Consider the following 23,354-nt stretch of genomic DNA (forward strand, 5'->3'; position numbering starts at 1 on the left):
ATATATCCCTTATAGAAAAAAGCCAAGGTGAAAAATCTACACCTTGGCTTTTTCTATTCTCTATTTATTAATATTCACAAGAATTCACTGTTCTAGGGAAAGGAATAACGTCTCGGATATTACTTACTCCGGTAATGTACATGACAGCCCTTTCAAAGCCTAGACCATAGCCTGCGTGTTTGACTCCGCCATATCTTCTCAAATCGAGATACCACTCCATGTCTTCCTTATCAATGCTAAACTCTTCCATTCTTTGTTCTAAGACATCTAATCTTTCTTCCCTTTGGCTGCCACCGATAATCTCTCCCACACCAGGTACTAGTAGATCCATGGCTGCCACAGTTTTGCCATCTTCATTTAATCTCATATAAAAGGCTTTAATATCCTTAGGATAATCTGTTACAAACACTGGTTTTTTAAATACTTTTTCACTAAGATATCTTTCATGTTCTGTCTGTAGATCATTTCCCCACTCTACTGGATATTGGAACTTTTCGCCAGACTTTTTCAACATTTCCACAGCCTCTGTATAACTAACCCTTGCAAATTGGGATTTAATGATGTTTTCTAATCTTCCCTTTAATCCCTTATCTACAAATTTATTAAAGAATTCCATTTCTTCTGGGGCCTGTTCTAATACGTAGTTAATGATGTATTTCATCATATCCTCTGCCAGAGTCATGTTGTCCTCTAGATCAGCAAAGGCAATTTCCGGCTCAATCATCCAAAATTCCGCAGCATGCCTAGCGGTATTGGAATTTTCTGCTCTGAAGGTAGGTCCAAAGGTATATACGTCTCGAAAGGCTAGAGCAAATACTTCTGCTTCCAATTGTCCACTTACTGTAAGGTTGGTAGATCGCCCAAAGAAATCCTCAGAATAATCCACTTTTCCATCCTCTGTCAAAGCGGGGTTTTTAAGATCCATAGTGGTTACTCGAAACATCTCTCCTGCTCCCTCTGCGTCACTAGCGGTGATAATAGGAGAGTGGACATAGACAAATCCCTTTTCTTGAAAGAATTTATGTATAGCATAAGCAATTAAAGAACGTACGCGAAATACTGCACTAAATAAATTGGTTCTAGGACGCAAATGGGCTATTTCCCTCAAGAACTCTCTAGTATGTCTTTTAGGTTGAATAGGAAAACTTTCGGGGCAATCTCCTTCTACTATTACTTCCTTTGCTTTTATCTCAAAGGGTTGCTTGGCATTAGGGGTTTCTACTAGCGTTCCTCTAATGGTCACGGCGGAGCCTACGCCCAAATGGGCTATTTCTTCAAAATTTTCTAGATTCACTCTTTCATACACTACTTGAAGGGTATTGAAGTGGGTACCGTCATTTAGATTCATAAATCCAAAGGCCTTTTGATCCCGATTGGTTCTTATCCAGCCGTTAATTTCTACTTCCTTATCCTTATATCTTTTGGTATCTCTAACTAATTGTCTAACGACTACTTTTTCCATATGTATTTTCCTCCTCGTTCCTCTTTTGCTTTACTCATTTAGCCTATATTATATATAAAATTTCTTTATATGACAAAGGTTTTATCTTTTCTACAATACTCCTAACTCCTTAAGCTCTGCCTCTAACTGCTGGGGAGAGATAAAATGTATTCCCCTTATCCCCACTTTTTCTGCTCCTTGGGCATTGGGTTTCATATCGTCTATAAATATACATTGAGAAGGAGTTAAATTGTATTTTTGGATAATTTCCTGGTAGATTTCCCTTTGGGGTTTTAAGAGTTTTACATGGGCAGAAATCACCTCTCCATCTACCTCCCTTAAAAACTTATATTTTTTATGTACTATATCAAAAATTTTATCATTCATGTTAGAAAGTAAGTAGATATTATATTTCTTTTCCCTTAGCTTATTCATGATATCTACTGTACCCATTATGGGTACCATAAGTTCATGCCAAGTATCTAAAACTTCCTCTACCTGCTTTTGGTAATGAGGAATTCTTTTTCCGATTACTTCCTTTGCCCTTGTTACCTCCATTGTGCCCCTATCTAATTCTATCCATTCGGCACTAGCAAAGATATTTTCAAAAAGAGTTTCTGCTATTTCCATGGATGGGGAATACTTTGTCTTTAAATACCTTTCTGGTTGATACTCTAATAAAACCCTTCCAATATCAAATATTATGGTATCTATCATTTCCATTGTCCTCCTCCATATTCTTATCATAGATCCCCTCTTTAAATTCCGTAGGGGTAAGACCAACATTTTTTTTAAATATAGAACTAAAATACCGTCCATCACTATAGCCCACTGCATGGGCAACTTCATATACCTTTAACTCCTGATGAGTCAATAATTTTAAAGCTTCTTTTATACGATAATTAGTCAAATATTCTCCAAAGGTATATCCTGTCTTTTTCTTTAATAACCTACTTAAATAACTTTCACTAATATATAAATGCTCCGCAGCAGTTTTTACCGAAATATCCTCCCTATAGAATTCCTTAATATAATTAATGCTCTCCATAACATATCGATCTTTGGAGGAACTTTCCGGCTGGTATAAATATTCTTTAAAAAATTTTATCTCTCTTTGCTGCAAGTGATGAATGTTTTTCTTTAGTTTCCTTTGCTGTTTTTTGTATTGAATATATTCCACTACCCTTTGTAAGGTATCAAAAAACTCCTTATCCTCCACCGGTTTTAATAAATAGTCCCTTACTCCTAACCGAATGGCCTGCTGGGCATATTGAAAATCATCATAGCCTGAAATAATGATATACTCTACCTCCACCTTATCTTTAAGTTCTTTTAACATTTGTATTCCATCCATTTTGGGCATGCGTACATCGGTAATCACCAAATCCGGTTTCAATCTTTCTATCATTTCCTTACCCTGCAGTCCGTTTGCCCCTTCTCCGATGACTTCACAGCCAAAGCATTCCCAGGGTGTGGTAAGAGTAATGCCCTTTCGAATTAATTGTTCATCCTCTACGACCACTACCTTTATCATACTTCCTCATCCTTTATTTCCTTTGGGATTCTGAGGGTGGCTTTTGTTCCCCCTTGAGCTCTTGGAAGGATATCTACTCCATAATCCCTTCCATAATATAGCTTCACCCTTTGGTCTACATTATAAAGCCCTATGTGTTCATCTGTCTTTATGGACCTATAGAGATTTTCAATCTCTTTTTCCTCTATACCTTTTCCATTGTCCATTACCTGCAAAATAATATGATCTTTTTCTTCATATCCTAAAATCTCCAATAGACACTCCTCTTCCATTTCCTCAAACCCATGGAGAATAGCGTTTTCCACTAGGGGTTGTAATATTAATTTTGGTATTCTATAATTTAATGTCTTTTCTTCTATATGCATATTAATCTTCAACTTATCCCCCAATCTCACCTTTTGAATATAAAGATAACTTTCAATGAGATGAAAACTATCCTCCACTGTAGTAAATTCATCTCCAATATTAATACTATGGCGTAGAAGTTTCCCTAAATGGGTAGTAATGTGGGTAACTTCATCCATTTGATTTAACTTGGCCATCCATTTTATGCTGTCTAGGGCATTATATAAAAAATGAGGATTGATCTGAGCCTGCAAGAGTTTTACCTCTGATTTTCTTATCTTTCTTTGCTTTTGAATCAGATTATTCATTAATAACTTTAATCTCTCTACCATATGATTAAAACTTTTGCCTAACATCCCTATTTCATCTCTGCGATCAAATTCTACCCTTACAGCCAAGTTCCCCTTCTCCACATCTTCCATAGCTGATACCAGTTCATTTATCGGATGAGCAATATTTCTTGCTAAAAACCACGCAATGGCGAGACAAATAAAGAGACTCATCCCTCCTGCCCATAGGATAAGTTCCTTGACATCCCTATTATTTTGTATAATCATATCCAGGGATACTAGGGTAATGGTCTCTAAATGGGTGTAAGAGGAGGTATGTTTAAGAAATAAATAGGGTTTATGACTATTCATATTCCAATAAATATCTTTATGGGCCTTGGTCATATCCCTTTGATATTTTTGTCCTAAAAAAGAGCTCTCCTCATTGGGATTTTTTAAGTTAATCATAACATATTGATGTTGATCTATAAGGATCATATCAAAGGGCAGTGTAGTCTCATTATAACTCAATATATCCGCTATAATGGTTCTGGGAATGTCAATGATGATATAACCTACACAGATATTTTCTACAAAAATTGCCCTTGCCATGCTAAGAACAATACTATTCTGACTAGGATCTAAATATTTATGGGCATAGAGCACAGTTTCTCCCTCTGCCTCAATGGCTTTTCTAAAGATCCCCCAATTATTATGTACCTTAGAATCATAGGGATTTGTCCAAGGATGGGTACCGAAGATAAGTTCTCCTTCGGTATTGATGATATAGGCAGGACCTTTATTTTTCTTAGGTGCCATCAAATAGTAAATCTTTTCATAGATATCTTGATAACTTTCTTCCTTAGACAGTTCTCCGAGCAAGACCTTTTTAATTTGCTCATCTTGATATAGTGTAGATAAACTCCTATCATAATCTTCAATAAGTCTATCTATCCTCTCATGGACTTGGAGTACATAATTATTGGTCTGTTCATAAATTATATTTTTATAGGACTCATTGGAAAATCCACTAATAAAAAAACCTATTATCGTAAGGGGAATAAAGCTTACAATAATAAAGAATAGCAATAATTTATAAAAATATTTACCCATGGGTTTTTTCAAATTCATCCTCTTCCTCCCCTTTTATCCAACCCTTTCTACTGGAACAATTCATGTCCTTTCCTATGGTCAATTATACTCTAGGATAATCTTGAGGACAACAAAAGGAAGGGTGGATAGCCCTTCCCTCCTTTGATGGCAGAATATCTTAAATAGAGATCTCATCTCCACCAAATTTGTAAAACAGTAGTAAGGATATGACTGTAGCCACTGTTAATATGGAGGCTAGAGCGGCGGCTGTTCCGAAACTTGCCCTTATTACCTCAGTATAAATAGCTACCGATATGGTGGAAGTCTTCCCTGTATAGAGAATAATGCTGGAGCTTAACTCATTTATGGTGGTAATCCAGCTAAGTATTGCTCCTGAGAATACTCCTGGCGCCATCATTAGAGCGGTCACCTTAAAGAAGGTCTTCATAGGGGAAACCCCAAGGTTTATAGAGGCCTCTTCAATACTGGGATCAATCTGATGAAGTATGGCTGTAGAAGATCTTACCGTATAGGGAAGCTTTCGAATGACATAGGCCATAATCAAAATTCCTGCTGTGCCGCTGAGCACTATAGGTGGCTTGTTAAAGGCTACTAAAAGAGTGATCCCCAATACAGCCCCTGGAATGACATAGGGAAACATCACCAAAACATCCAATAAACCTGTCACTTTGGTTCTCTTTCGTACTACCAAGTAGGAGATTAAAAGTCCTAGGATAATCATAATAACAATGGCTATGGCAGAATACAGGAAAGTATTGGTTATATTTCTAGAGAGTCTATGGATAACCAGTTCATAACTTCCTAAACTAAAGCCCTTCACAAATATAGGCCCACTGGTCTTGATAAAGGAAGTAATTAGCACTACTACTTGCTGAGCCATGGCTACTCCTGCAATAAGAAAACAAAATACTGTCCCCGCAATCTTTTTCCCCAAAGTTAATTTCCTTACCTTTGGTGGACGTAAGGCACTCATCATATAATTTTTCCTGGAGACCACTAGATTTTGTATTAATAATATCGCCACAGAGATGAAAATAATGATTACACTCAGGGCACTCGCCATAGCAGCATTACCACCTATTTCACTCATAAATTCATCATATACCAATACAGGCAATACTTTATACCCTTCTCCTATGAGCATGGGGGTACCGAAGTCAGCTAAAGAGGTCATAAATACCATCAAAGCTCCTGCTGAAATGGTAGGTAAGATTAAAGGAAATGTAACTGTTAAAATTCTCTTTATTCCAGATACCCCTAAGTTTTCAGCTGCTTCTTCCAAAGAAGAATCTATGCTTTTCAATGCCCCAGATACATATAAAAAAATATAGGAAAAAAACTTCAAGGTAAATACCAATACAATCCCCGTCCAACCGTATATAGGGGGCACTTCTATTCCTATACCAGCAAATAATTTTGTCAAAAATCCATTTCTACCGAGTAATAATATCCATGAATAAGCCCCGATAAAGGGTGGAGACATTAAGGATAAAATGACCATAATATTGATGGTCTTTTTTCCCCAAATATCAAATCTGGTCCAAATATAGGCCATGGGTAGTCCTAAAAGGGTAGCAAGTATTGTGGCGGTGATACATACCGATAAACTATTTTTTAAACTGCTATAATAATAGGGTAAGTCAAAGAAGTCCTTGTAATTGGCCAGCGTAAAGCTTCCTGTCCCTTTCTCTAAAAAACTTCGATAGATCAAGGAAGAAAATGGATATAACAAAGAAACAGCTAAGGTCAAAAATAGGAGAACCGTGACTACATTCCAAAAATTTAGATAGCTACTGAAAGACCTCTTGCCTCCCACAGGGTTGTTATCTAAAGGACTATTCAATTGAGCTGCACTCATATTAAAGACTCCTTTCCTGTGTGATCAAACATATTAATCTTTTCTACCTTTGGTGTAATGCCTACCCTATCACCGATATTTCGAATAAAGCTGACGTCTTTGGTATATTCGTTGACTTCTATCATCTGTCCATTTTCTAGTCGGATTTCATAGTTAATAAAATCTCCCAAGAATGTACCTAGAACAATTTCTCCAAATAATTTTCCCTCTTCTATTTCCCCAAGAACAAATTCCTCTGGTCTAACAGACAGGAGAATTTCTCCCTCATATTCTTTATTTAATTTTATCTGCAACTTACATTTTTCCAAGATGGTCAGCTCAGACAAATTTCCCCTATCCTGCTTGATGGCCTTACCCTTTAGGAAGTTGGAAGTCCCAATAAAGTTGGCCACGAAGACATTATTGGGTCTTTTATAAATCTCTTCGGGCTTTCCTATTTGTTGGATAACTCCTTTATCCATAATGGCAATTCTATCAGAGATAGCCAGGGCTTCCTCTTGATCATGGGTTACGTATATGGTGGTAATGCCCAACTGCTTTTGTAATTTTCGAATAGTTGTACGCATTTGTACCCTTAGCTTTGCATCTAGGTTACTTAAAGGCTCATCCATTAATAAAATCTTCGGATGAATGACAATGGCCCTAGCTAAGGCTACCCTTTGTTGTTGTCCCCCACTGAGTTGGGCGGGTTGTCTGTCCTTGTACTCTTCCATCTGTACCATTTTTAGAGCATCCTCTACCCTCTCTTCTATTTCCTTTGCTCCTACTTTTCGTGCCTTTAATCCATAGGCCACATTCTTGCTAACAGATAAATGAGGAAATATGGCATAGTTTTGAAATACCATACCGATATCCCTTTTGTGAGCAGGGATATGATTGATTACCTGATCCTTAAAAATAATTTCTCCCCCGTCAATAGGATTAAAGCCTGCAATCATTCGGAGGAGTGTAGTCTTTCCACATCCCGAAGGACCTAATAGGGTAAAGAGTTCTCCCTTTTCAACTTCAATATTTGCTTGATTTACTGCTTTATAGTCTCCGAATTTTTTTACTAAGTCTCGTATGATTAAATTCTCAGTCACAATATTCACTCCCTACCCAAATAATATAGTAAAATCACTTATATATTTAAAGCCCACGGGTACTTCATAAGCTTCTACTCCATACTCCCGAGCAATACGATCTAATAAGCGGGTGGTGCAAACATTTCTTGCTACCCCTCATTTAATCATTCTTCTGCCCCCTTTATTTTAAAGCTTAAAAGCTAGTCTTGCCCCTTCAAGACCAAACTTTCCTACTTGATTGGTACGGCCTTAACCACTTTGTTGTAAAAAGGGACATTCTCTAAATGTCCCTTGATTTTAAATGTTTTTATTCTCTACCTATAACAATGTTTTTCCATTTATCTAGTACTTCTTCTTTATTACTGGCTGCCCAGGCGAAATCATAGTCCACTAGCTTAATATCATCAATTGGTCCTAATCCTTCAGGTGCTTCCATATCCGTCCGGATAGAACGACGGGCAAAATCTTCCACCACGATGTTTTGTACATCTTTACCCACTACAAAATCAACAAATTTCTTGGCATTTTCTTCATTTTTAGCCCCTTTAATTACTGCTATACCATCGGGTACAGCGGAAGTCCCTTCGGATGGATATACAACGCCTACATCGGCACCAGCATTTACATACCGCATAGCTGCTTCTTCTAAAGTAAGACCTAGGCTATATTCTCCATCGGATACTCCTGTATATACTCCTGAAGAACCAGAGATGATTTTCCCATCTAAGTTCTCTACAAATTTCTTAATGAAATCCCAACCTTCATTCCCATCTTCTTTACGAGCCTCCAACATGGTTACTAGCGTTGTATAAGAAGAACCGGATTTTGCAGGATCAGCAAAAGCAATTTTTCCCTCCCACTTGGGATCTAATAAGTCTTCCCAAGAAGCAGGTACTTCATCTTCTTTTACTAGGTTTTTATTGTACATAATTACCATAGGAAGAGCACTAAATCCAGTCCAGGCATTATCAGCATCTTTAAAATGAGTCGGAATAACATCATCCTCTGTGGTTTTGTAGGCTTCAAAATAATCTTTAAAAGAATCTAAAGATTCTGCACCACCGCCCCACATAACATCTCCTAGGGAATTTCCACTTTCAGCCTCCACTCTTTTCAATAATTCCCCTGTACCTGCTGCCACCACATCTACTTGAATTCCTGTCCTCTCTTGAAATTCTTTTACGATTGGATTGATTACTTCAGCGTTATGAGGACTATATACAGTAACTGTACCAGCATTTTCATTGGATGCACCCTCTTGGTCTTGGCCTCCTGTCTCACCATCAGTATTGCTACTACCACAGCCTATCAAAAGACCTGCCAAAAGCATGACGGCTAAAACAGTAGCGAGTATCTTTTTAAACTTCATTGCCTATTTCCCCCTTAAAATGTAATAGTTTACATCTATAGAATATTGTTTTTTTTTCTCTTTTACAATTGAAAATACTATACCTTTGTAGAAAATACTGAACACTTTTAGAATAGATAAGATATAAGATAAATGACAAAAAGAGAAATCCTATTCTATCTTAGGATTTCTCTTTTTTATAAGGGATATCTTAGCAAATCCCTATCTATTAATAATTAAGAGCTCTTCTTTCAAAATGAGCCTTTGGATGATCGCAAACTGGGCATAGATTTGGTGCTTTTTCTCCATAGTGGATATGTCCACAGTTTCTACACTTCCAAGCAATTTTCTCCTCTTCTACAAAGGCAGTTTCTTCTTCTACTCTCTCTAGAAGTTTTTTGTATCTTTCCTCATGCTCCTTCTCTATTCTACCAACACCTTCAAATTTTACAGCAATTTCATTAAATCCTTCTTCTCTAGCTACTTTAGCGAACTCTTTGTACATATCCGTCCATTCGTAATTTTCTCCTTCTGCTGCTGCTTTTAGATTGTCAGAAGTAGTTCCAATACCTTGAAGATATTTGAACCATAACTTAGCGTGCTCTTTTTCATTCTTTTGTGTTTCTTGGAAAACATCCATGATTTGCTCATAGCCCTCTTTTTTCGCTACGCTAGCAAAATATCCATATTTAGTTGATGCTTGAGATTCTCCTGCAAAGGCAGCCCATAGGTTTTGTTCTGTTTTAGTTCCTTTTAAATCTTTCATTTTATTACTCCTCCCTTTTGTTCTTCATTGTTTTTATAGTTACATTTCTTACAGATTCCTTTAAAGTATATATTTTTTTCTTGGATCGTAAAATTCTTTAATTCCTCTGTAAGAAATTTATCCATATCTACAGTAAAATCAAATATCTTTTTACAACTCATACACTTAAAATGCCCATGAGAACGTACATCCCCATCATATCTTACCTCGATATCCTCTATGGATAACGCCCGAGCCAGTCCATTATCTACAAAAAGCTTTAGGGTGTTATAGACAGTGGTCTTGGAAAGTGTGGGCATTTCCTCTACCAAAGCCATATAAATTTCATCCACAGTAGGATGGGTGGCATTTTTAATTAGATATTTAAGAATTTGTATTCTTTGATAAGAAGGTTTTATGTTTCTAGAGATCAAATTCTCTTTTAAATGTTTTTGCTCTAACATAACTCCTCAACCTCCATCCAAAAGAATTTATGTAATGATTACTACTTTGTAATGATTACAATTATATATTAATCCATCTATGAAGATTTGTCAATATCTTTTTCCAAAAAAATTTTTACCCTAGAATGTTGTGATCAATCACAACATTCTAGGGTTTTTGCCTTATTCCCTCTATACTTTTACCTTATATTCTATTTTTTCTTCTTTCCCATTCCAGATTTTTGTCTATATCTTAAACCTTTCTACTTGACTATTTAACTCCTCAGCTATTATGGCTAACTCTTCGCTGGAGTTGGATATCTCTACCATAGAAGCAGTTTGCTCCTCTACAGATGCAGACGCCTCTTGGCTACCTGCTGCATTTTCCTGGGATATGGCTGCAAGATGCTCTATGATTTGTACAATTTTTTCTTTTTGCCCGCTCATTTCTTTACTGGAATCATTGACAGCTGTTAGGCTCTCTCTCATGTTTTCTAAAGCCTGGGCTATGCCTTCAAACTTATGACTGGTCATATTCACACTTGAAGATTGAGACTTTGCTATTTCTTCCACTTCATCCATAGTCTTCACTGCAGTGGAGGTTTTATAGATAAGATCATTGATTATTGTACTTATTTCCCCTGTAAATTGGTTGGATTGCTCTGCTAGATTTCTGATTTCATCGGCCACTACAGCAAAACCTCGTCCTGCTTCTCCAGCTCTTGCTGCTTCAATGGCTGCATTTAAAGCCAACAGATTGGTTTGCTCTGCAATGCTTTTAATCATTTCACTGGCTTTCACAATATTTTCTGCACTTTCATTGGTATTTAAGATGACCTCTTGTACTTCCTTTGTAGCTTTCATACTCATGTCTGTCTTTTCCACTAAATCCTGAAGTAATTCCGCCCCTTCATCCTTGAGCCGGCGAACCTCCCAGGTTGCCTCATTTAGATCTTTAACATAGTCTGTATTTTTTATAATGACCTTTCCAAGATCTGTAACCGATACAAAACCTTCCTCCGTATCTTTTGCTTGTTCACTAGCGCCACTGGCTATAGACTCAATAGCATTGGCTACCTCATCGGCTGCCTTGGAGGATTGTCCCGTCGTCACAGTAAGTTCCTCAGAATGGGCAGCTACCATCTGGGCTTTATCCAATACATTTTTTATAATCTCCCTTATGGATATTTGCATAGCATCTACTGCCCTGCTTATTTCACCAAATTCATCTTTTCTATTTAGCAAGTCCTCTGATACCTCATTGCTAAAGTCACCCCCAGCAAAAAGATTCATTTGCTCTTTCAATCGTCTTATCGTTTTTATAGCATAGTTAGAACTTGAAAATAAAATAGCTCCCAATAGAAGAAGAACTACTAGGCCTGCAATAGAAATAATGAGAATATTTCTATTGATAGCAGTATTTATATTTTTCATGGAAAAACCTACATCAATAGCTCCTACTTGCTCCCCATTAACTACCACAGGATAAAACATGTCATAAACAGAGGTTTTGTCCTCCTCAGAAACAGACCTTTCCGTATAGATTTCGCCTTCTTTAATGGCCGTTGTGGCCCCTTTATTCCCCGAAAGATCTAACCCAATTTTCTCTTTATCACTATGGGCAATGGCCTTTAAATTGGGATCAACAAATAGGGCATAATCAACTTCATTATTGGCAGATAGATCCTCTACCAGCTGTTGATAGCCAAACTGTTGGGTTAGCTGATTAACTTGGTCAGCATCTATACCCACTTGGGCAAAAGTGCCATCGTCATATCTTATATATCCGTATTTAAAGTATGTATTGCTGGTGGTATTCATTCGAATATCCTCCATCAATTCTTTATCATTGCCATGGGCGAAGTCATATAGGGCATGTCCCTCTTCAGGGGTCCAGCCCATATACTCAGGAATATTGGTATGGGTGATAAAACCTTCTGGATTAAAATAGTTGATATGATCTATTCCATACTCCTTTACTAACTGGGCTATTTTTTCGTTAGTAATATTTTCTTTGATTTCTCCTATAGAGGTAGCTACGATTCTAATCTGTTGCTCTATGGAATCATTAATGATTTCTAAGGCTTTGGTATTTCCCTCTAGCTGCCTGCCTATTTCTTCTAAAATAATGTCTCCATTTCTGTCCATCTCGTTAAATAAGCTTGCCCTTGCGGAAAGAGAAGATGCTACCCCTATCAACAATATAGACAATACCACCACTAGGATAGGTATGGTCAATAATCGGATCCTAATAGAGCTAGAGCCAGTCTTTCCTTTTAGTAATTTGTTTTTCAATAATGTTTCCTCCTCTTAAATATATGATAAGGTTTTGAATATTAAGAATAGGCTTGTTTTATTCCTAGTATTCGTCTGTTTATTTGGTTATCCAAGTAAATCATCGGCATATTTTGTGAAAATTTTAGGAATTTTGACATAATCCTTTTTCTGGCCTTTTATTTAGATCTTTTCACTTTCCAGGAGGCCATAGCATATCCTGCAATGCCTGTCAAAGCTCCCATGCTATCAATGAAAACATCCCTTACCTGCCCACTTCTTCCTGGAATATATAATTGATGGATCTCATCGAAGGCAGCATAGGAAATACATAAAATTAAGGCAAAAATAAAAATTTTAAATCCCTTTACTCCACTTTGTCTCAGGGCATGTACTAGGAGTAATCCCAATACAAGATATACTGAAAAATGGGCCATCTTTCTTATAATATGATGGAGATATTCTACTCTTTGTACCGTCATAAAGGTATCTAGATCCAAGGGCATCACTTTATCCACTATAGATATTATGCTTTGGGTTATTTTGGCACTTAAACCTGCTGATTGTTTTGCTGGTTGAGCAGAAAAAGCAAAAATCATCACCATCCATAAAATAACTCCCGTCCAAGAAAGTATAATTTTTGTTTTTCTATTTTTAAATTTTATCATTGTATAAACACCCCTAGTCCTTTTATTTATCAATAATCTAAAGAAGACCATCATGGCAATGCATGATGGTCTTCTTTAGATTATTCTACTGGAAATCCTCAAGAACTTCTAGGGTAAAACCTATGCTTATAAAATAATCTGTTGTGCTAGTTAAATTCCGATTTTCTCATGTTCCAAGGTTAAGAGCTTGTAAATTTGCCTTCAGCAGTATCAAAAACTCGCTACGCTCAAACACTTGATTTAAAACACTTTCAGCTGTACAAAGCAAACTCTCCATTTAACGAGCACAACGAGTGAAAATAATTCTTTTATACTCTATATTTTATAATAATATTTTCATCCAATACTCTAAAGGTAAAGGTTTCAGTGATAAAAAGTCTTACTTCTTTATCGTCATGGCCTTCATATCCAATGGAGAAATCCTGGCCAATGGTAAATTCCAAATCATCATGATTGTATGGAATGAGATAAGCTCCCTCTACCACGGTACTGTATAAAACCTTTCCTCCCAATAAAGACTCTATTCTCTTGACTAATGGGTATCCTTGGGACTTTTTATGCAATCGCTTATAGGCTTCTTTTCCGACAATTAAAGTAAAGGCTTCTTCTACATAGTGCTCCTTCAAAGTCACTACTCCTTCTGAAAGGGCATCCATGATGGCCTGGTCATCATTGCCAAAGGGAATGATATTATGGGCGGTGCTTTGATCAAGCCCTTGAATATTTCCTGCTTCATAACCCTTGTAAACGGCATTTTCCTCAAATTCTGCAATCTTTCTTACCGCTTCTTCCAAGTTATCTAAGTCAATATCCCGAGCTCCTCGGGCCACATTATCCATTTCCCAACGATTCAAGGTGAAACTAGCTCTGGCTTCTACCAAGGGCTTCACTTGGAAAACCCCTGTCTTTACATCTTTTTCATCCTCTTTCAAGATAAGACGCCCCTCAGGGATAACTGTATAGTCCCATCCCTTAGGTCCATCTACCTTTACAGCTTTTCTTGCAGAAAGACGGCTTTTTAAAACTTCTGCTGCTTTTTCATCAATTTCACTCCATGCCTCTGCTGATATAGGTGCTAAGCCTCTTTTTAAAATATCCATAAAAAAACCTCCTTACTTTATTTTAAATCTCCAATTTGAAGTCCACCGGTTGAACTAGAAGAGCTTTCTCCTGTTTCTTCACCCATAGCAGCTTCTTCCAACTCGGTAATAGGTCCTTCAGTAAATAAATAAGTACTTAACTCTTCATCCCAGCCCCCCATATTTCTTCTTAGCCACTCAAGGGTCATGCAGGCATGTTCAATTTCCTCATCTCGATTATGGGCCATGATGGCTTTTAATTCTTCATCTTTAGATGCATTTACCCTCTGGTTGTACCAATCTACAGCTTCAACCTCTTCCTTTAAACTGTTTAATGCTCTGCTGATATCCCTTGCCTTTTCATCGAGCAACTCTACTGGCTCATGATATTGTGACATTTACATTCTCCTCCTCACATTGTATGTAATTTATTACCAACTTAATTATTCTAATACCCAACTCCTTTATAATATAATCAATATAATGCTAAAATATAACGTTTTTTATCCATAAAAATGCATAGCTCTATCTATTCTTTTCATCCTGTAAAGATAGAGAGTGACTTTTGGTTAAATAAAGATAAAATAAACCCACAATAATAGCTAGGGCAGCTATCTTGATAAATAGAGGCATAATCCCACTGGCAGCATAGATAGCCATTGTGCTTCCCCTCTCTCCTCCTGCAATAATGGCCACGACAAATAGGATAAAAACAATACCTCCTCCTAAGAGAGAAATCAAAATAAACAAGCTAAATATATATTTCAAAACACGTTCTATAGATGTAAACATTTTTTTCCCTCCTTAAATAAAGAAAACTGGTAATAGTCCCATGAGGATAAGTATAGCCACCGTTAGATGGGCCAATACCCAAATATAAGCAAGTTTACTGGTTTCTTTTATATTGGACTCTGCTATACCCATAGCAGCATACATGGCTAGGGCCAGGGGAGGTGTCATCCCTTCTAAAGCTCCTGTTATGGCAGGAAGCATGGCAGCAGCGATAATAGGATTAACGCCCACAGCCGTTAAGGTGCCCACAATGCCTGCCCCAAATATAGCAATTTGGGAAGATCCCGGTAAAATCATTCCTAAAAATGTCGTCAGTAGAGGAATGAATATGGCCAATTGCATCTTGGACATGTGAAAGGATTGGACATATTCTCCTAGAGAAGCCCCTACATTGGCCTCTCCATAAAGGTATGAAATGGAGTAAGCAAAGTAAACAGTGGCCGCCACAGGAGTGATTTGCCTGATGCCGTCTTTAAAAAGATTTAACATCCCTGAAAAACTAAGCCCTCCTTCTATACTATCCCTACTAATAAATAAAGAATAAAGGGCAGCTACTCCGGGAGTAAAGAGGATGACGCTACTGGAAAAGGCTTTAGCCCCTTCTTCCCCGAGTCTAGCGGTAAAAAAAGTACTGCCAAATTTGAAATCTAAATATAAAGGTAAAAAGATAATCACTGGCACCAATAGGGCCTTCCATCCTTTTTTGATGGTTTCTTTAAAATCAGGTAATTCTTCTTTGGGTACAGGCTCTACTTTATAGTATTTACAGAATAAAAATAAAGTGATTAGCCTTTGTAAAATGAAATATATTCCGATGACCCAAACAGCTATCCAAAAGCTAGATAGGGGGTATTTCCCAGGCTCCAAGGCATCCAAAACCCCAAAGGCCAAAAGAATGGTGCCAGAGGGGGGAATCATAGGACCTAAAGAACTGGCAGACATCTCTACAGTAGCAGCTAAGGCCCTAGGGAATTTTGTTCTAATCATAGCAGGTATGGTGAATACCCCTGTAGCCGCCACATTGCCAGGACCTGTCCCCGATAAAGCCGCCATAAATGTGCTGGAAACCAGACTTACATAGCCAGCTCCTCCACTAAGTCTACCCACTATGGACAATACAAAATCGATAATGGCATTGACCACATTGGTCTTACCAAAGATAAAGGCTAAGGATAAAAAAGCTACAATAGCATAAAACAAAGTATTGGTAGCTGGTTTTACCAAAAATTCTATGAACTTGTCATATCTCCCCAACACAACAATCATTACCCCATAACCAATAAACATGGCTTCATATATGGGTCTTTTCATTACAATAAATACAACCACAATGGTAACAAGCAATGCCAACAAATATATTAATTCTACTGGCATATCTAACCCCCCTTTACTTAATTTTCAGAAAATTAAAGATAAAAAATAGGCCCTAAGAGTTTTTGCCCTTAGGGCCTTTTATTCATTATACTATAACGATTACATTTTATCAATTTTTTCTATTCCATATATATTTTACTCTGAAAGCTAGGTTTCCTATGTCTATTTTTATTTTTTCATCAAAATATGTTACAATAATATTATTGTTAAATAATTGTCCTTTCACAAAAAATAAATTTACTTTTAGCAAATATTTGTAATGATCGTGGTGTGAAAGGGAAATAATAATTATAGGAGGTGGGGAAGAATATCTTAATGAATAAAATCTTTAACATGACTTGGTCATTTAAAAGAAACTATTTAGGAGTGTAAACATGGAAACTACATATTTAATTTTTATCATAGCATATTTAGTAGGTATTTCAATATACGGTTGGTATTTAAATAAAAAATTTATTACCAATAGCGATGATTTTGTCACTGCTGGACGGGTACTGCCCTTTCCTGTATTAGTGGGCACACTACTTGCCACCTGGATGGGTAGTGGCATGATTACAGGTACGGCAAACTTCATCTATGAACGGGGACCCATAGCCGCCATCTTCTTTTTGATAGGGGAGCCCGTAGGGTTGCTCTTAATTGCATTATTCTTAGCAAAACGTATTCGGGAAAAGGTAAGTTATACCCTTCCTGAATTGATAGAAGAGAAGTATGGTGTAGTTGCAAGGACAATCGTCGCTCTATGTATTGTTCTGGCTTATATAGGGATAGTGTCCTATCAGTTTACAGCGGGAGGTTATATATTAAACCTGGTTACAGGTATTAGCGTACCCTTGGGAACATTTATCAGTGCAGTTTTTATTGTTTTTATATCCGTTGTAGGGGGCTTAGTTTCTGTAGCCTATACGGATGCTATAGGAACATTAATTATATTTGCCGCCATGATCATTGGCCTTCCCCTTGCTGTCAGTCAAGCTGGAGGGTTATCCGCCCTACTAGCTGCTTTGCCTGCAGAAAAAACTACAGTTACAGGAGGACTAAGCAATGTTCAATTGATTGGATATATGTTACCTGTAATATTTTTGGTGTTGGGAGAACAAAATATATACCAGCGTTTTGGTGCGGCTAAGGATCCTAAGGAGGCCACTCGATCTGGTTTTGGATTATTCGGTTTAGCCCTACTATTGGACTTTCTGGTCATCGCTTTAGTTGCCACCAGCATCGTACTTTTCCCTAATCTAGAAAATCCTGATACAGCATTTCTTCAGGTGGCCATGGGCTTACCTACCATAGTGGGCGGTCTTATTATTGCCTGCTCTGTGGCTTTATTTGTCACCACTGCCGACTCTTATTTATTATCGGCCTCTACCAATGTCATCTATGATATTTGGGTAAGGCTATTTCGACCTAAGGCTACAGATAAAGAAAAAATTGTCGCCATAAGGGTTTGCATTATCCTATTGGCATTATTTGCACTCGTTATCGGAACTTTCTTCCCCTCTATCTTGGATATACAGATGTATGCCTATTCCATGTATGGAGCGGCAATTACTCCAGCATTATTAGGGGCTCTATTTTGGAAAAAAGCTACTAAAGCAGGGGGTCTTTCCTCGATCATAGTCGGTGGCGGTACGGTACTTGTCTGGGATGTCCTTTTAAAGACCCCTGGAGATTTAAACAGTATATTGATTGCTGGCCCCTTGGCCATATTGGTTTTGATTGTTGTAAGTTTAGGGACACAAAATAGAAAAAAGAAATTCTAAATGATCTGCACACACTCCCTGTGAAGGGAAGCACTTCCAGTATGTTTTTGTTCTGAAAGAATCAGACTAAGCATTACAAGGAGGTGTTCATTATGGGAAAAAGACCCTTAGTGCCAGAGGCTAAAGCAGCACTGGATAAATTGAAAATGGAATTTGCCAGTGAAATAGGGATAAGCTTAGATGGGAAATATCAAGGCAATACATCCTCTAGGGTAAACGGAGCCACTGGAGGACCTATCGGAGGAATGATGACCAAAAAGATGATAGAAGAATTTGAAAAAAATTTAATTGATGAATAATCTACAGGAAAAAACCGAGGGGCCAATCCCCTCGGTTTTAAATTTTCTCACTACATCATGGATGCTTCTTCTTCATCTTCTACCTCTGTTGGCAAAATGGCATTTAGGAATATTCCTACAATAGCAGCTAAGGCCATTCCTACTAGTTTGATGTCCACTAAGCCAATTTTTATTTCAATGACAGCTCCCCCTAAACCAAAGACCAATATAACAGCGGCAATAATCATATTTCTTGTTTTCGAAAAATCCACTTGATTGTTCACAAGAGTTCTAGCCCCTATAGATGCTATCATTCCAAAGAGTACGACGACTGCTCCTCCAATAACTGGTGAAGGGATGGTGCTAGTAAAGGCATTTAGCTTTGGAACCAATCCAATTAAAATGGTAATAACGGCGGCAATTCGCATGACTTTGGGATCGAACACCTTAGTCAAAGCCACTACTCCTGTATTTTGTGAGTATGTGGTATTGGCTGGTCCTCCAAATAAGGCTGATATAGATGTAGCAACCCCATCTCCCATAAGTGTTCTCGTAAGACCTGGATCTACGGACAATTCTTTTCTCACCACTCCACTCATAGCCAACACATCCCCGATATGTTCCACAATAGTGACCAACGCAATAGGTGCTATAATGGCGATGGAACCTGCATTGAACTTCGGTAAGGCAAAGTTTGGCATTCCTATCCATGCAGCTTCTACAATGGGAGTATAATCTATCCTACCCAAAACAGCAGCCAGTACGTAACCAGCAATAAGTCCCATAATAACGGGAACGATTTTCATAAATCCTTTTCCAAACATAGCTACACTAATGATCACCGCCAAAGTAACTAAGGACAATAACCAGTCTTGAGAGGCCATGTTTATGGCATTAGGTGCTAGGGTCATACTAATGACGATGATAATAGGCCCGGTGACAATAGGTGGGAAAAACCGAAGAATTTTCTCCACTCCGAAAACAGAAATCAGCAAAGCTACAATAACATAAATAAGTCCTGCTATGACAATGCCTCCTCTAGCATAGTCAAGGCCATATAACTCTCCTGCAAAAATCAAAGGGGCGATAAAGGAGAAAGATGAACCTAGATAGGCTGGCACCTTCCCTTGGGTAATGAAGTGGAAAAGTAAGGTTCCAATACCCGACATAATGAGAGCTACCCCTACATCAAGTCCCGTCAAAATAGGTACCAATACTGTGGAAGCAAATAAAGTAAATACGTGTTGTATCCCCAAAGCTACGCTCTTTACTGGTCCCAAGGTGCTGATATCTTCAATGGGCGCATTTCTTGTAACAACCTTTTGTTTTTTCACTTTTGTCCCTCCTTATTAGAACAGTTTGTGTGAGCAGATTATACTTTCATCTCAAAATAAGAATCCCAAGTACCTCCTGTGAATAATACAATAACCCATGATATTAGGCTTAAATAGAAGTGAAAGATTTTCTGCTGGTATTGTATTATCTACCCATAATTTTCCCTTTCTAACGATTATAAAGGTATTTAGGATCATCACTATCCTAGCATATAGGAGGTAAAAGAATTGTTGCTTCTTGTAAGCATAATTATTGAAAGACATCCAGGGCTGGGTTGTTGAAAGGGATTAAGGCTTTGCCCTAGTTTCCTTTATGGCCCATAAGAAATAGCATGAAAAAATCTATTGCATTTCTAGGAAATATTATGTATTATTGTATTAGATGATTAATACAATAATACAGTAGTGATGGGAAAGGAGTTGTTATAGTGAAATGGAATATTGACTCAGAGCGTCCGGTTTATATTCAACTCATTGAACAAATACAAGCAGGGATCGTCTCTGGTCTTTTCCGTCCTGGAGATCGGTTACCCTCGGTAAGGGATCTGGCGGCAGAGGCTAGGGTGAATCCTAATACTATGCAAAGAGCTTTATCTGAATTAGAACGGACCCATTTAATCTACACCCAGCGTACCAATGGTAGATATATTACTTCTGATTTAGAAATGATTAAGGAGTTAAAAAGGCAATCCGCTCAGGAGCTCATTATGGACTTTTTGGAAAAAATGAAGCAATTGGGTTTAGAAAATGATGAAACCTTAGAGATGATGACAAAAACTGTAAAGGAGATGAAGGAATGAATCCTATTTTAACATGTCAAGACATTACCAAAAGATATACGGGTTTTACTGCCCTTTTCAATGTAGATCTTACTTTAGAAAGAGGACGCATTATTGGACTATTAGGCCCCAATGGCAGTGGAAAAACCACTTTACTTAAATTAATCAGCGGCCTTTTAGTGCCGGATATGGGAAAGATCGAAGTTTGCGGAGTAGAACCAGGGATTGCTACAAAAAAACGGGTCTCTTATTTACCAGAAAAAACTTATTTGGCTGATTGGATGAGAGTAGATCAGGTCATGGATTTTTTCCAAGATTTTTATCAAGACTTTGATAAAGAAAGAGCTTATGGTATGTTAACTGATCTCCACATTGATCCCAAGCAAAAATTAAAAACTATGTCCAAGGGAACCAAAGAAAAAGTACAATTGATTTTGGTCATGAGTCGAGAAGCCGACCTTTATTGTTTGGATGAACCTATAGGAGGTGTGGATCCTGCCTCTAGAGATTATATTCTAAATACCATTCTTTCAAATTATCGAGAAAAGTCCACCATCTTGATTTCCACCCATCTTATTTCCGATATTGAAAAGATTTTAGATGAGGTAGTTTTTCTGAAGGATGGTAATATCACCCTACATTCATCTGTAGACGATATTCGACTAAAGGAAGGAAAATCCATCGATTCTCTATTTAGGGAGGTATTTAAATGTTAGGAAGATTAATGAAGCATGAATTTAAGGCTACCTCAAGAATATTCTTTCCTTTGTATCTGGTTCTTGTATGTATCTCTGTGATCAATCGCTTTACCCTTCATTTAAGTATGGATGAGGGTCTTATTCAAATCATTACTAATTTTTTCACCTCTGTACAAATAATATTAAGTATTGCTATTTTAGTGATTACAGTTCTTTTCATGATTATACGATTTTACAAAAATCTTTTAAGCAGTGAGGGATATTTAATGTTTACCCTACCGGTAAAAACCCATGAATTAATTCTCTCTAAATTGCTGATGACTTTATTTTGGTTTTTTACTAGCTTGATGGCGGTATTGATTTCTCTATTTATCGTCTTTGGGACTATGGATAATATCTCTTTGTTTATAGAGGTTATATCAACAACCTTTGAAGCATTAAATGCTAGTTTTGGTGGCAATTGGGTGTTACTCTGTATAGAATTTACTATACTTGCCCTCTTAAGTTTGACTTTCAATATATTATTGGTGTATATCGCCATTGCCGTAGGTCAATTGTTTACTAAGCAGAAGCTAGTGGCATCTTTTGTCTCTTATGCTGTATTTTATATGGCTATACAATTGTTTCTCCTGATAGTACTTGCTACTTCTGGTTATTTTATTTTTCAAGATACCTATTTAATATCTACTCTTCCTCAAGTAGCTTTTCCAATAGTCATCCTTACTGTTTTCATTGGATGTATAGTTTCTTATGGAGCAACCTACCATATTTTAGATAAAAAACTCAACCTAGACTAAAAAACAATTGCCTTTTTCTACAAAAAACCTCGAAGAATTCTTCGAGGTTTTATGATTATCCTTAACATCTTCATCTCTATGACCTTTTAAATTACCAATTGTTTATAGAATTCAGTAAAAAAATCATGAAAGTCTTAATGCAATGATCCCTTATTCTTTTCCTTGGGTAGTTTCACAACAAAAGTAGTATCTACCCCTACATTACTTTCAACATAAATTTTTCCATCATGTTTCTGGATAATGGATTTGGCTATGGCTAACCCCAGACCATAGCCTCCACTTTCCCTCGCCCGGGAAGAATCTTCACGGAAAAATCGTTCAAATACTTTATCAATATTTTCTGGTGAAATTCCCTTACCAGTATTTTTAATTTCCATTTCTATCATGTTTTTCTTAGAGAGTAAATTTACAAAAATTGACCCCTGGGAAGGCGTATTTTTAATGGCATTATCTATCAATATATTTATGACTCGCTCAAGACTGTCCTTGTCCCCATATAAGGATATATTTTTTTCAATATGACTCTTGAATATAATATTGTTTTCAAAGATAGAGGCTTCAAAATATAACAACACTCCCTCTAAAATATTGCTTAAATTGAAAGATTGCATAAGGAGGGGTTGTTTAAGCCCATCCATTTTTGCCAAGGACAACAAATCATTGATCAACTCTGACATTCTTTCTGTTTGAGACTGTATAAAACCTAACCATTTTGCCTGGCTGTTTATTTTTTCCTCTGGATTTGAGGCAATTACAGATAAATTTGTGTTAATAATCGCTAGAGGAGTTTTCAGTTCATGGGAGGCATCGGCAATAAACTGTTCTTGCTTTTCAAAGGTTTCCTTAATAGGCTGGATGGTTCGCTTGGCTAAGTAAAGACTAATTAAGAATAATAAAATTAAACTTCCCATTCCCGAAACAATAAATATCCTTAGCATGTTCTTTAGATTTTCTTCCATAGGCTTTCTATCCACGAAGGCTATTTTTATGCCAAAGGGTACTTCCTCCTTTAAGAAAGAATATTTATAATTTCCTACTTTAATTTTCCCAGAACTCTTATTCACTTCTATAGCCTTAGAAACTGCCTCCTTAATAACTTCCTCCTCCATGGTAATAAATGAAGAAAACACAATCAATTCATTATTGTTATTTAACTCCACTAGTAAACTTGTAGCCATTCTAGATTCAATGGGAGAGAGTTTAGGAGGCATATTCATCACTTGATTTAGTGTAAAGGTCAGTTGCCGTTGACTATTGAAGGCAGTGAGTATATAGATTGCAGCAAAAATAGCCACAAAGACAAAGGTTAATAGTGACATATTAATCATAACAAATTTTCGTTGTAAGGTTTTAAACAT

General features: G+C 37.1%; 22 protein-coding genes and 1 pseudogene. 5 read left to right on the forward strand and 18 right to left on the reverse strand.

All coding sequences use genetic code 11. The features are described from left to right. Positions 1 to 67: 67 nt before the first annotated feature. From asnS to NSA47_RS04955, 16 genes and pseudogenes are all read right to left on the reverse strand, one after another. A complete protein-coding gene (gene asnS / locus NSA47_RS04880) occupies positions 68 to 1,462 on the reverse strand; it encodes an asparagine--tRNA ligase (protein ID WP_257529791.1) in 1,395 nt (464 codons plus the stop codon). Between the two features lie 90 nt (positions 1,463 to 1,552). Beyond that, positions 1,553 to 2,158, reverse strand: a complete 606-nt coding sequence (locus tag NSA47_RS04885; protein ID WP_257529792.1) for an HAD family hydrolase — start codon at positions 2,156 to 2,158, stop codon at positions 1,553 to 1,555. Continuing rightward, positions 2,136 to 2,975: a response regulator transcription factor gene (locus tag NSA47_RS04890; protein WP_257529793.1), complete on the reverse strand. Its 840-nt coding sequence runs from the start codon at positions 2,973 to 2,975 to the stop codon at positions 2,136 to 2,138. Before NSA47_RS04890 ends, NSA47_RS04885 begins: the two co-directional genes overlap by 23 nt. Then, the gene (locus NSA47_RS04895; protein ID WP_257529794.1) at positions 2,972 to 4,720 is read right to left on the reverse strand and encodes a sensor histidine kinase; all 1,749 of its coding nucleotides are present in this window, start codon (positions 4,718 to 4,720) and stop codon (positions 2,972 to 2,974) included. The genes NSA47_RS04890 and NSA47_RS04895 overlap by 4 nt, the downstream gene beginning before the upstream one ends. A 139-nt stretch (positions 4,721 to 4,859) precedes the next feature. Continuing rightward, entirely contained in the window at positions 4,860 to 6,560 is a 1,701-nt protein-coding gene (locus NSA47_RS04900) for an ABC transporter permease (protein WP_257529795.1), read from the reverse strand. Further along, positions 6,557 to 7,642, reverse strand: coding sequence for an ABC transporter ATP-binding protein (locus NSA47_RS04905; RefSeq protein ID WP_257529796.1), 1,086 nt, complete (start codon positions 7,640 to 7,642; stop codon positions 6,557 to 6,559). The genes NSA47_RS04900 and NSA47_RS04905 overlap by 4 nt, the downstream gene beginning before the upstream one ends. 12 nt (positions 7,643 to 7,654) lie before the next feature. After that, positions 7,655 to 7,765: pseudogene (locus NSA47_RS04910) on the reverse strand (hypothetical protein); the annotation flags it as partial. Between the two features lie 166 nt (positions 7,766 to 7,931). Then, positions 7,932 to 8,993 (reverse strand): ABC transporter substrate-binding protein, encoded by a 1,062-nt coding sequence (locus NSA47_RS04915; protein WP_257529797.1) that lies wholly within the window; start codon positions 8,991 to 8,993, stop codon positions 7,932 to 7,934. 208 nt (positions 8,994 to 9,201) lie between these two features. Further along, the gene (gene rbr / locus NSA47_RS04920; protein ID WP_257529798.1) at positions 9,202 to 9,738 is read right to left on the reverse strand and encodes a rubrerythrin; all 537 of its coding nucleotides are present in this window, start codon (positions 9,736 to 9,738) and stop codon (positions 9,202 to 9,204) included. Then, positions 9,735 to 10,181 carry a Fur family transcriptional regulator gene (locus NSA47_RS04925; RefSeq protein ID WP_257529799.1) on the reverse strand — a complete coding sequence of 149 codons (447 nt, stop codon included), beginning with the start codon at positions 10,179 to 10,181 and terminating at the stop codon, positions 9,735 to 9,737. Before NSA47_RS04925 ends, rbr begins: the two co-directional genes overlap by 4 nt. Positions 10,182 to 10,406: 225 nt before the next feature. Continuing rightward, positions 10,407 to 12,455, reverse strand: a complete 2,049-nt coding sequence (locus NSA47_RS04930) for a methyl-accepting chemotaxis protein (RefSeq protein ID WP_257529800.1) — start codon at positions 12,453 to 12,455, stop codon at positions 10,407 to 10,409. Positions 12,456 to 12,613: 158 nt separating this feature from the next. After that, on the reverse strand, positions 12,614 to 13,102 hold the full coding sequence (locus NSA47_RS04935; protein WP_257529801.1) for a VanZ family protein: 489 nt from the start codon (positions 13,100 to 13,102) through the stop codon (positions 12,614 to 12,616). A gap of 308 nt (positions 13,103 to 13,410) precedes the next feature. Next, on the reverse strand, positions 13,411 to 14,202 hold the full coding sequence (locus NSA47_RS04940) for a family 1 encapsulin nanocompartment shell protein (RefSeq protein WP_257529802.1): 792 nt from the start codon (positions 14,200 to 14,202) through the stop codon (positions 13,411 to 13,413). A gap of 17 nt (positions 14,203 to 14,219) precedes the next feature. After that, entirely contained in the window at positions 14,220 to 14,579 is a 360-nt protein-coding gene (locus NSA47_RS04945) for an encapsulin-associated ferritin-like protein (RefSeq protein ID WP_257529803.1), read from the reverse strand. A 127-nt stretch (positions 14,580 to 14,706) separates the two neighbouring features. Next, a complete protein-coding gene (locus NSA47_RS04950) occupies positions 14,707 to 14,973 on the reverse strand; it encodes a hypothetical protein (protein ID WP_257529804.1) in 267 nt (88 codons plus the stop codon). A 12-nt stretch (positions 14,974 to 14,985) separates the two neighbouring features. Beyond that, positions 14,986 to 16,347 (reverse strand): TRAP transporter large permease subunit, encoded by a 1,362-nt coding sequence (locus NSA47_RS04955; RefSeq protein ID WP_257529805.1) that lies wholly within the window; start codon positions 16,345 to 16,347, stop codon positions 14,986 to 14,988. Positions 16,348 to 16,721: 374 nt separating this feature from the next. Between NSA47_RS04955 and NSA47_RS04960 the strand changes: the two genes are divergently transcribed. Together NSA47_RS04960 and NSA47_RS04965 are read left to right on the forward strand one after the other, a co-directional pair. Then, positions 16,722 to 18,110: a sodium:solute symporter family protein gene (locus tag NSA47_RS04960; RefSeq protein WP_257529806.1), complete on the forward strand. Its 1,389-nt coding sequence runs from the start codon at positions 16,722 to 16,724 to the stop codon at positions 18,108 to 18,110. A gap of 92 nt (positions 18,111 to 18,202) precedes the next feature. Next, positions 18,203 to 18,409: an alpha/beta-type small acid-soluble spore protein gene (locus tag NSA47_RS04965; RefSeq protein WP_257529807.1), complete on the forward strand. Its 207-nt coding sequence runs from the start codon at positions 18,203 to 18,205 to the stop codon at positions 18,407 to 18,409. A 50-nt stretch (positions 18,410 to 18,459) separates the two neighbouring features. On the opposite strand, the gene NSA47_RS04970 is transcribed toward NSA47_RS04965, so the two are convergent. Next, positions 18,460 to 19,722, reverse strand: coding sequence for a uracil-xanthine permease family protein (locus NSA47_RS04970; protein WP_257529808.1), 1,263 nt, complete (start codon positions 19,720 to 19,722; stop codon positions 18,460 to 18,462). 428 nt (positions 19,723 to 20,150) lie between these two features. Here NSA47_RS04970 and NSA47_RS04975 point away from each other — a divergent pair, with 428 nt between their 5' ends. Genes NSA47_RS04975 through NSA47_RS04985 form a run of 3 tightly spaced genes read left to right on the forward strand, consistent with a single transcriptional unit; the run spans position 20,151 to position 21,996 of the window. Beyond that, a complete protein-coding gene (locus NSA47_RS04975; protein WP_257529809.1) occupies positions 20,151 to 20,522 on the forward strand; it encodes a GntR family transcriptional regulator in 372 nt (123 codons plus the stop codon). Further along, a complete protein-coding gene (locus NSA47_RS04980) occupies positions 20,519 to 21,217 on the forward strand; it encodes an ABC transporter ATP-binding protein (protein WP_257529810.1) in 699 nt (232 codons plus the stop codon). The genes NSA47_RS04975 and NSA47_RS04980 overlap by 4 nt, the downstream gene beginning before the upstream one ends. Next, the gene (locus NSA47_RS04985) at positions 21,211 to 21,996 is read left to right on the forward strand and encodes a hypothetical protein (RefSeq protein WP_257529811.1); all 786 of its coding nucleotides are present in this window, start codon (positions 21,211 to 21,213) and stop codon (positions 21,994 to 21,996) included. Before NSA47_RS04980 ends, NSA47_RS04985 begins: the two co-directional genes overlap by 7 nt. Before the next feature lie 134 nt (positions 21,997 to 22,130). Here NSA47_RS04985 and NSA47_RS04990 read toward each other — a convergent pair whose 3' ends face one another. Then, on the reverse strand, positions 22,131 to 23,354 hold the full coding sequence (locus NSA47_RS04990; protein WP_257529812.1) for a sensor histidine kinase: 1,224 nt from the start codon (positions 23,352 to 23,354) through the stop codon (positions 22,131 to 22,133).

This window comes from Irregularibacter muris (genome assembly GCF_024622505.1).
GTDB classification, from domain to species: domain Bacteria; phylum Bacillota; class Clostridia; order Eubacteriales; family Garciellaceae; genus Irregularibacter; species Irregularibacter muris.

Coding starts and splice junctions, on each gene's coding strand:
- asnS (WP_257529791.1), bottom strand. CDS start 1,462: ATGGAAAAAGTAGTCGTTAGACAATTAGTTAGAGATACCAAAAGATAT.
- NSA47_RS04885 (WP_257529792.1), bottom strand. CDS start 2,158: ATGATAGATACCATAATATTTGATATTGGAAGGGTTTTATTAGAGTAT.
- NSA47_RS04890 (WP_257529793.1), bottom strand. CDS start 2,975: ATGATAAAGGTAGTGGTCGTAGAGGATGAACAATTAATTCGAAAGGGC.
- NSA47_RS04895 (WP_257529794.1), bottom strand. CDS start 4,720: ATGAATTTGAAAAAACCCATGGGTAAATATTTTTATAAATTATTGCTA.
- NSA47_RS04900 (WP_257529795.1), bottom strand. CDS start 6,560: ATGAGTGCAGCTCAATTGAATAGTCCTTTAGATAACAACCCTGTGGGA.
- NSA47_RS04915 (WP_257529797.1), bottom strand. CDS start 8,993: ATGAAGTTTAAAAAGATACTCGCTACTGTTTTAGCCGTCATGCTTTTG.
- rbr (WP_257529798.1), bottom strand. CDS start 9,738: ATGAAAGATTTAAAAGGAACTAAAACAGAACAAAACCTATGGGCTGCC.
- NSA47_RS04925 (WP_257529799.1), bottom strand. CDS start 10,181: ATGTTAGAGCAAAAACATTTAAAAGAGAATTTGATCTCTAGAAACATA.
- NSA47_RS04935 (WP_257529801.1), bottom strand. CDS start 13,102: ATGATAAAATTTAAAAATAGAAAAACAAAAATTATACTTTCTTGGACG.
- NSA47_RS04940 (WP_257529802.1), bottom strand. CDS start 14,202: ATGGATATTTTAAAAAGAGGCTTAGCACCTATATCAGCAGAGGCATGG.
- NSA47_RS04945 (WP_257529803.1), bottom strand. CDS start 14,579: ATGTCACAATATCATGAGCCAGTAGAGTTGCTCGATGAAAAGGCAAGG.
- NSA47_RS04950 (WP_257529804.1), bottom strand. CDS start 14,973: ATGTTTACATCTATAGAACGTGTTTTGAAATATATATTTAGCTTGTTT.
- NSA47_RS04955 (WP_257529805.1), bottom strand. CDS start 16,347: ATGCCAGTAGAATTAATATATTTGTTGGCATTGCTTGTTACCATTGTG.
- NSA47_RS04960 (WP_257529806.1), top strand. CDS start 16,722: ATGGAAACTACATATTTAATTTTTATCATAGCATATTTAGTAGGTATT.
- NSA47_RS04965 (WP_257529807.1), top strand. CDS start 18,203: ATGGGAAAAAGACCCTTAGTGCCAGAGGCTAAAGCAGCACTGGATAAA.
- NSA47_RS04980 (WP_257529810.1), top strand. CDS start 20,519: ATGAATCCTATTTTAACATGTCAAGACATTACCAAAAGATATACGGGT.
- NSA47_RS04985 (WP_257529811.1), top strand. CDS start 21,211: ATGTTAGGAAGATTAATGAAGCATGAATTTAAGGCTACCTCAAGAATA.
- NSA47_RS04990 (WP_257529812.1), bottom strand. CDS start 23,354: ATGTTTAAAACCTTACAACGAAAATTTGTTATGATTAATATGTCACTA.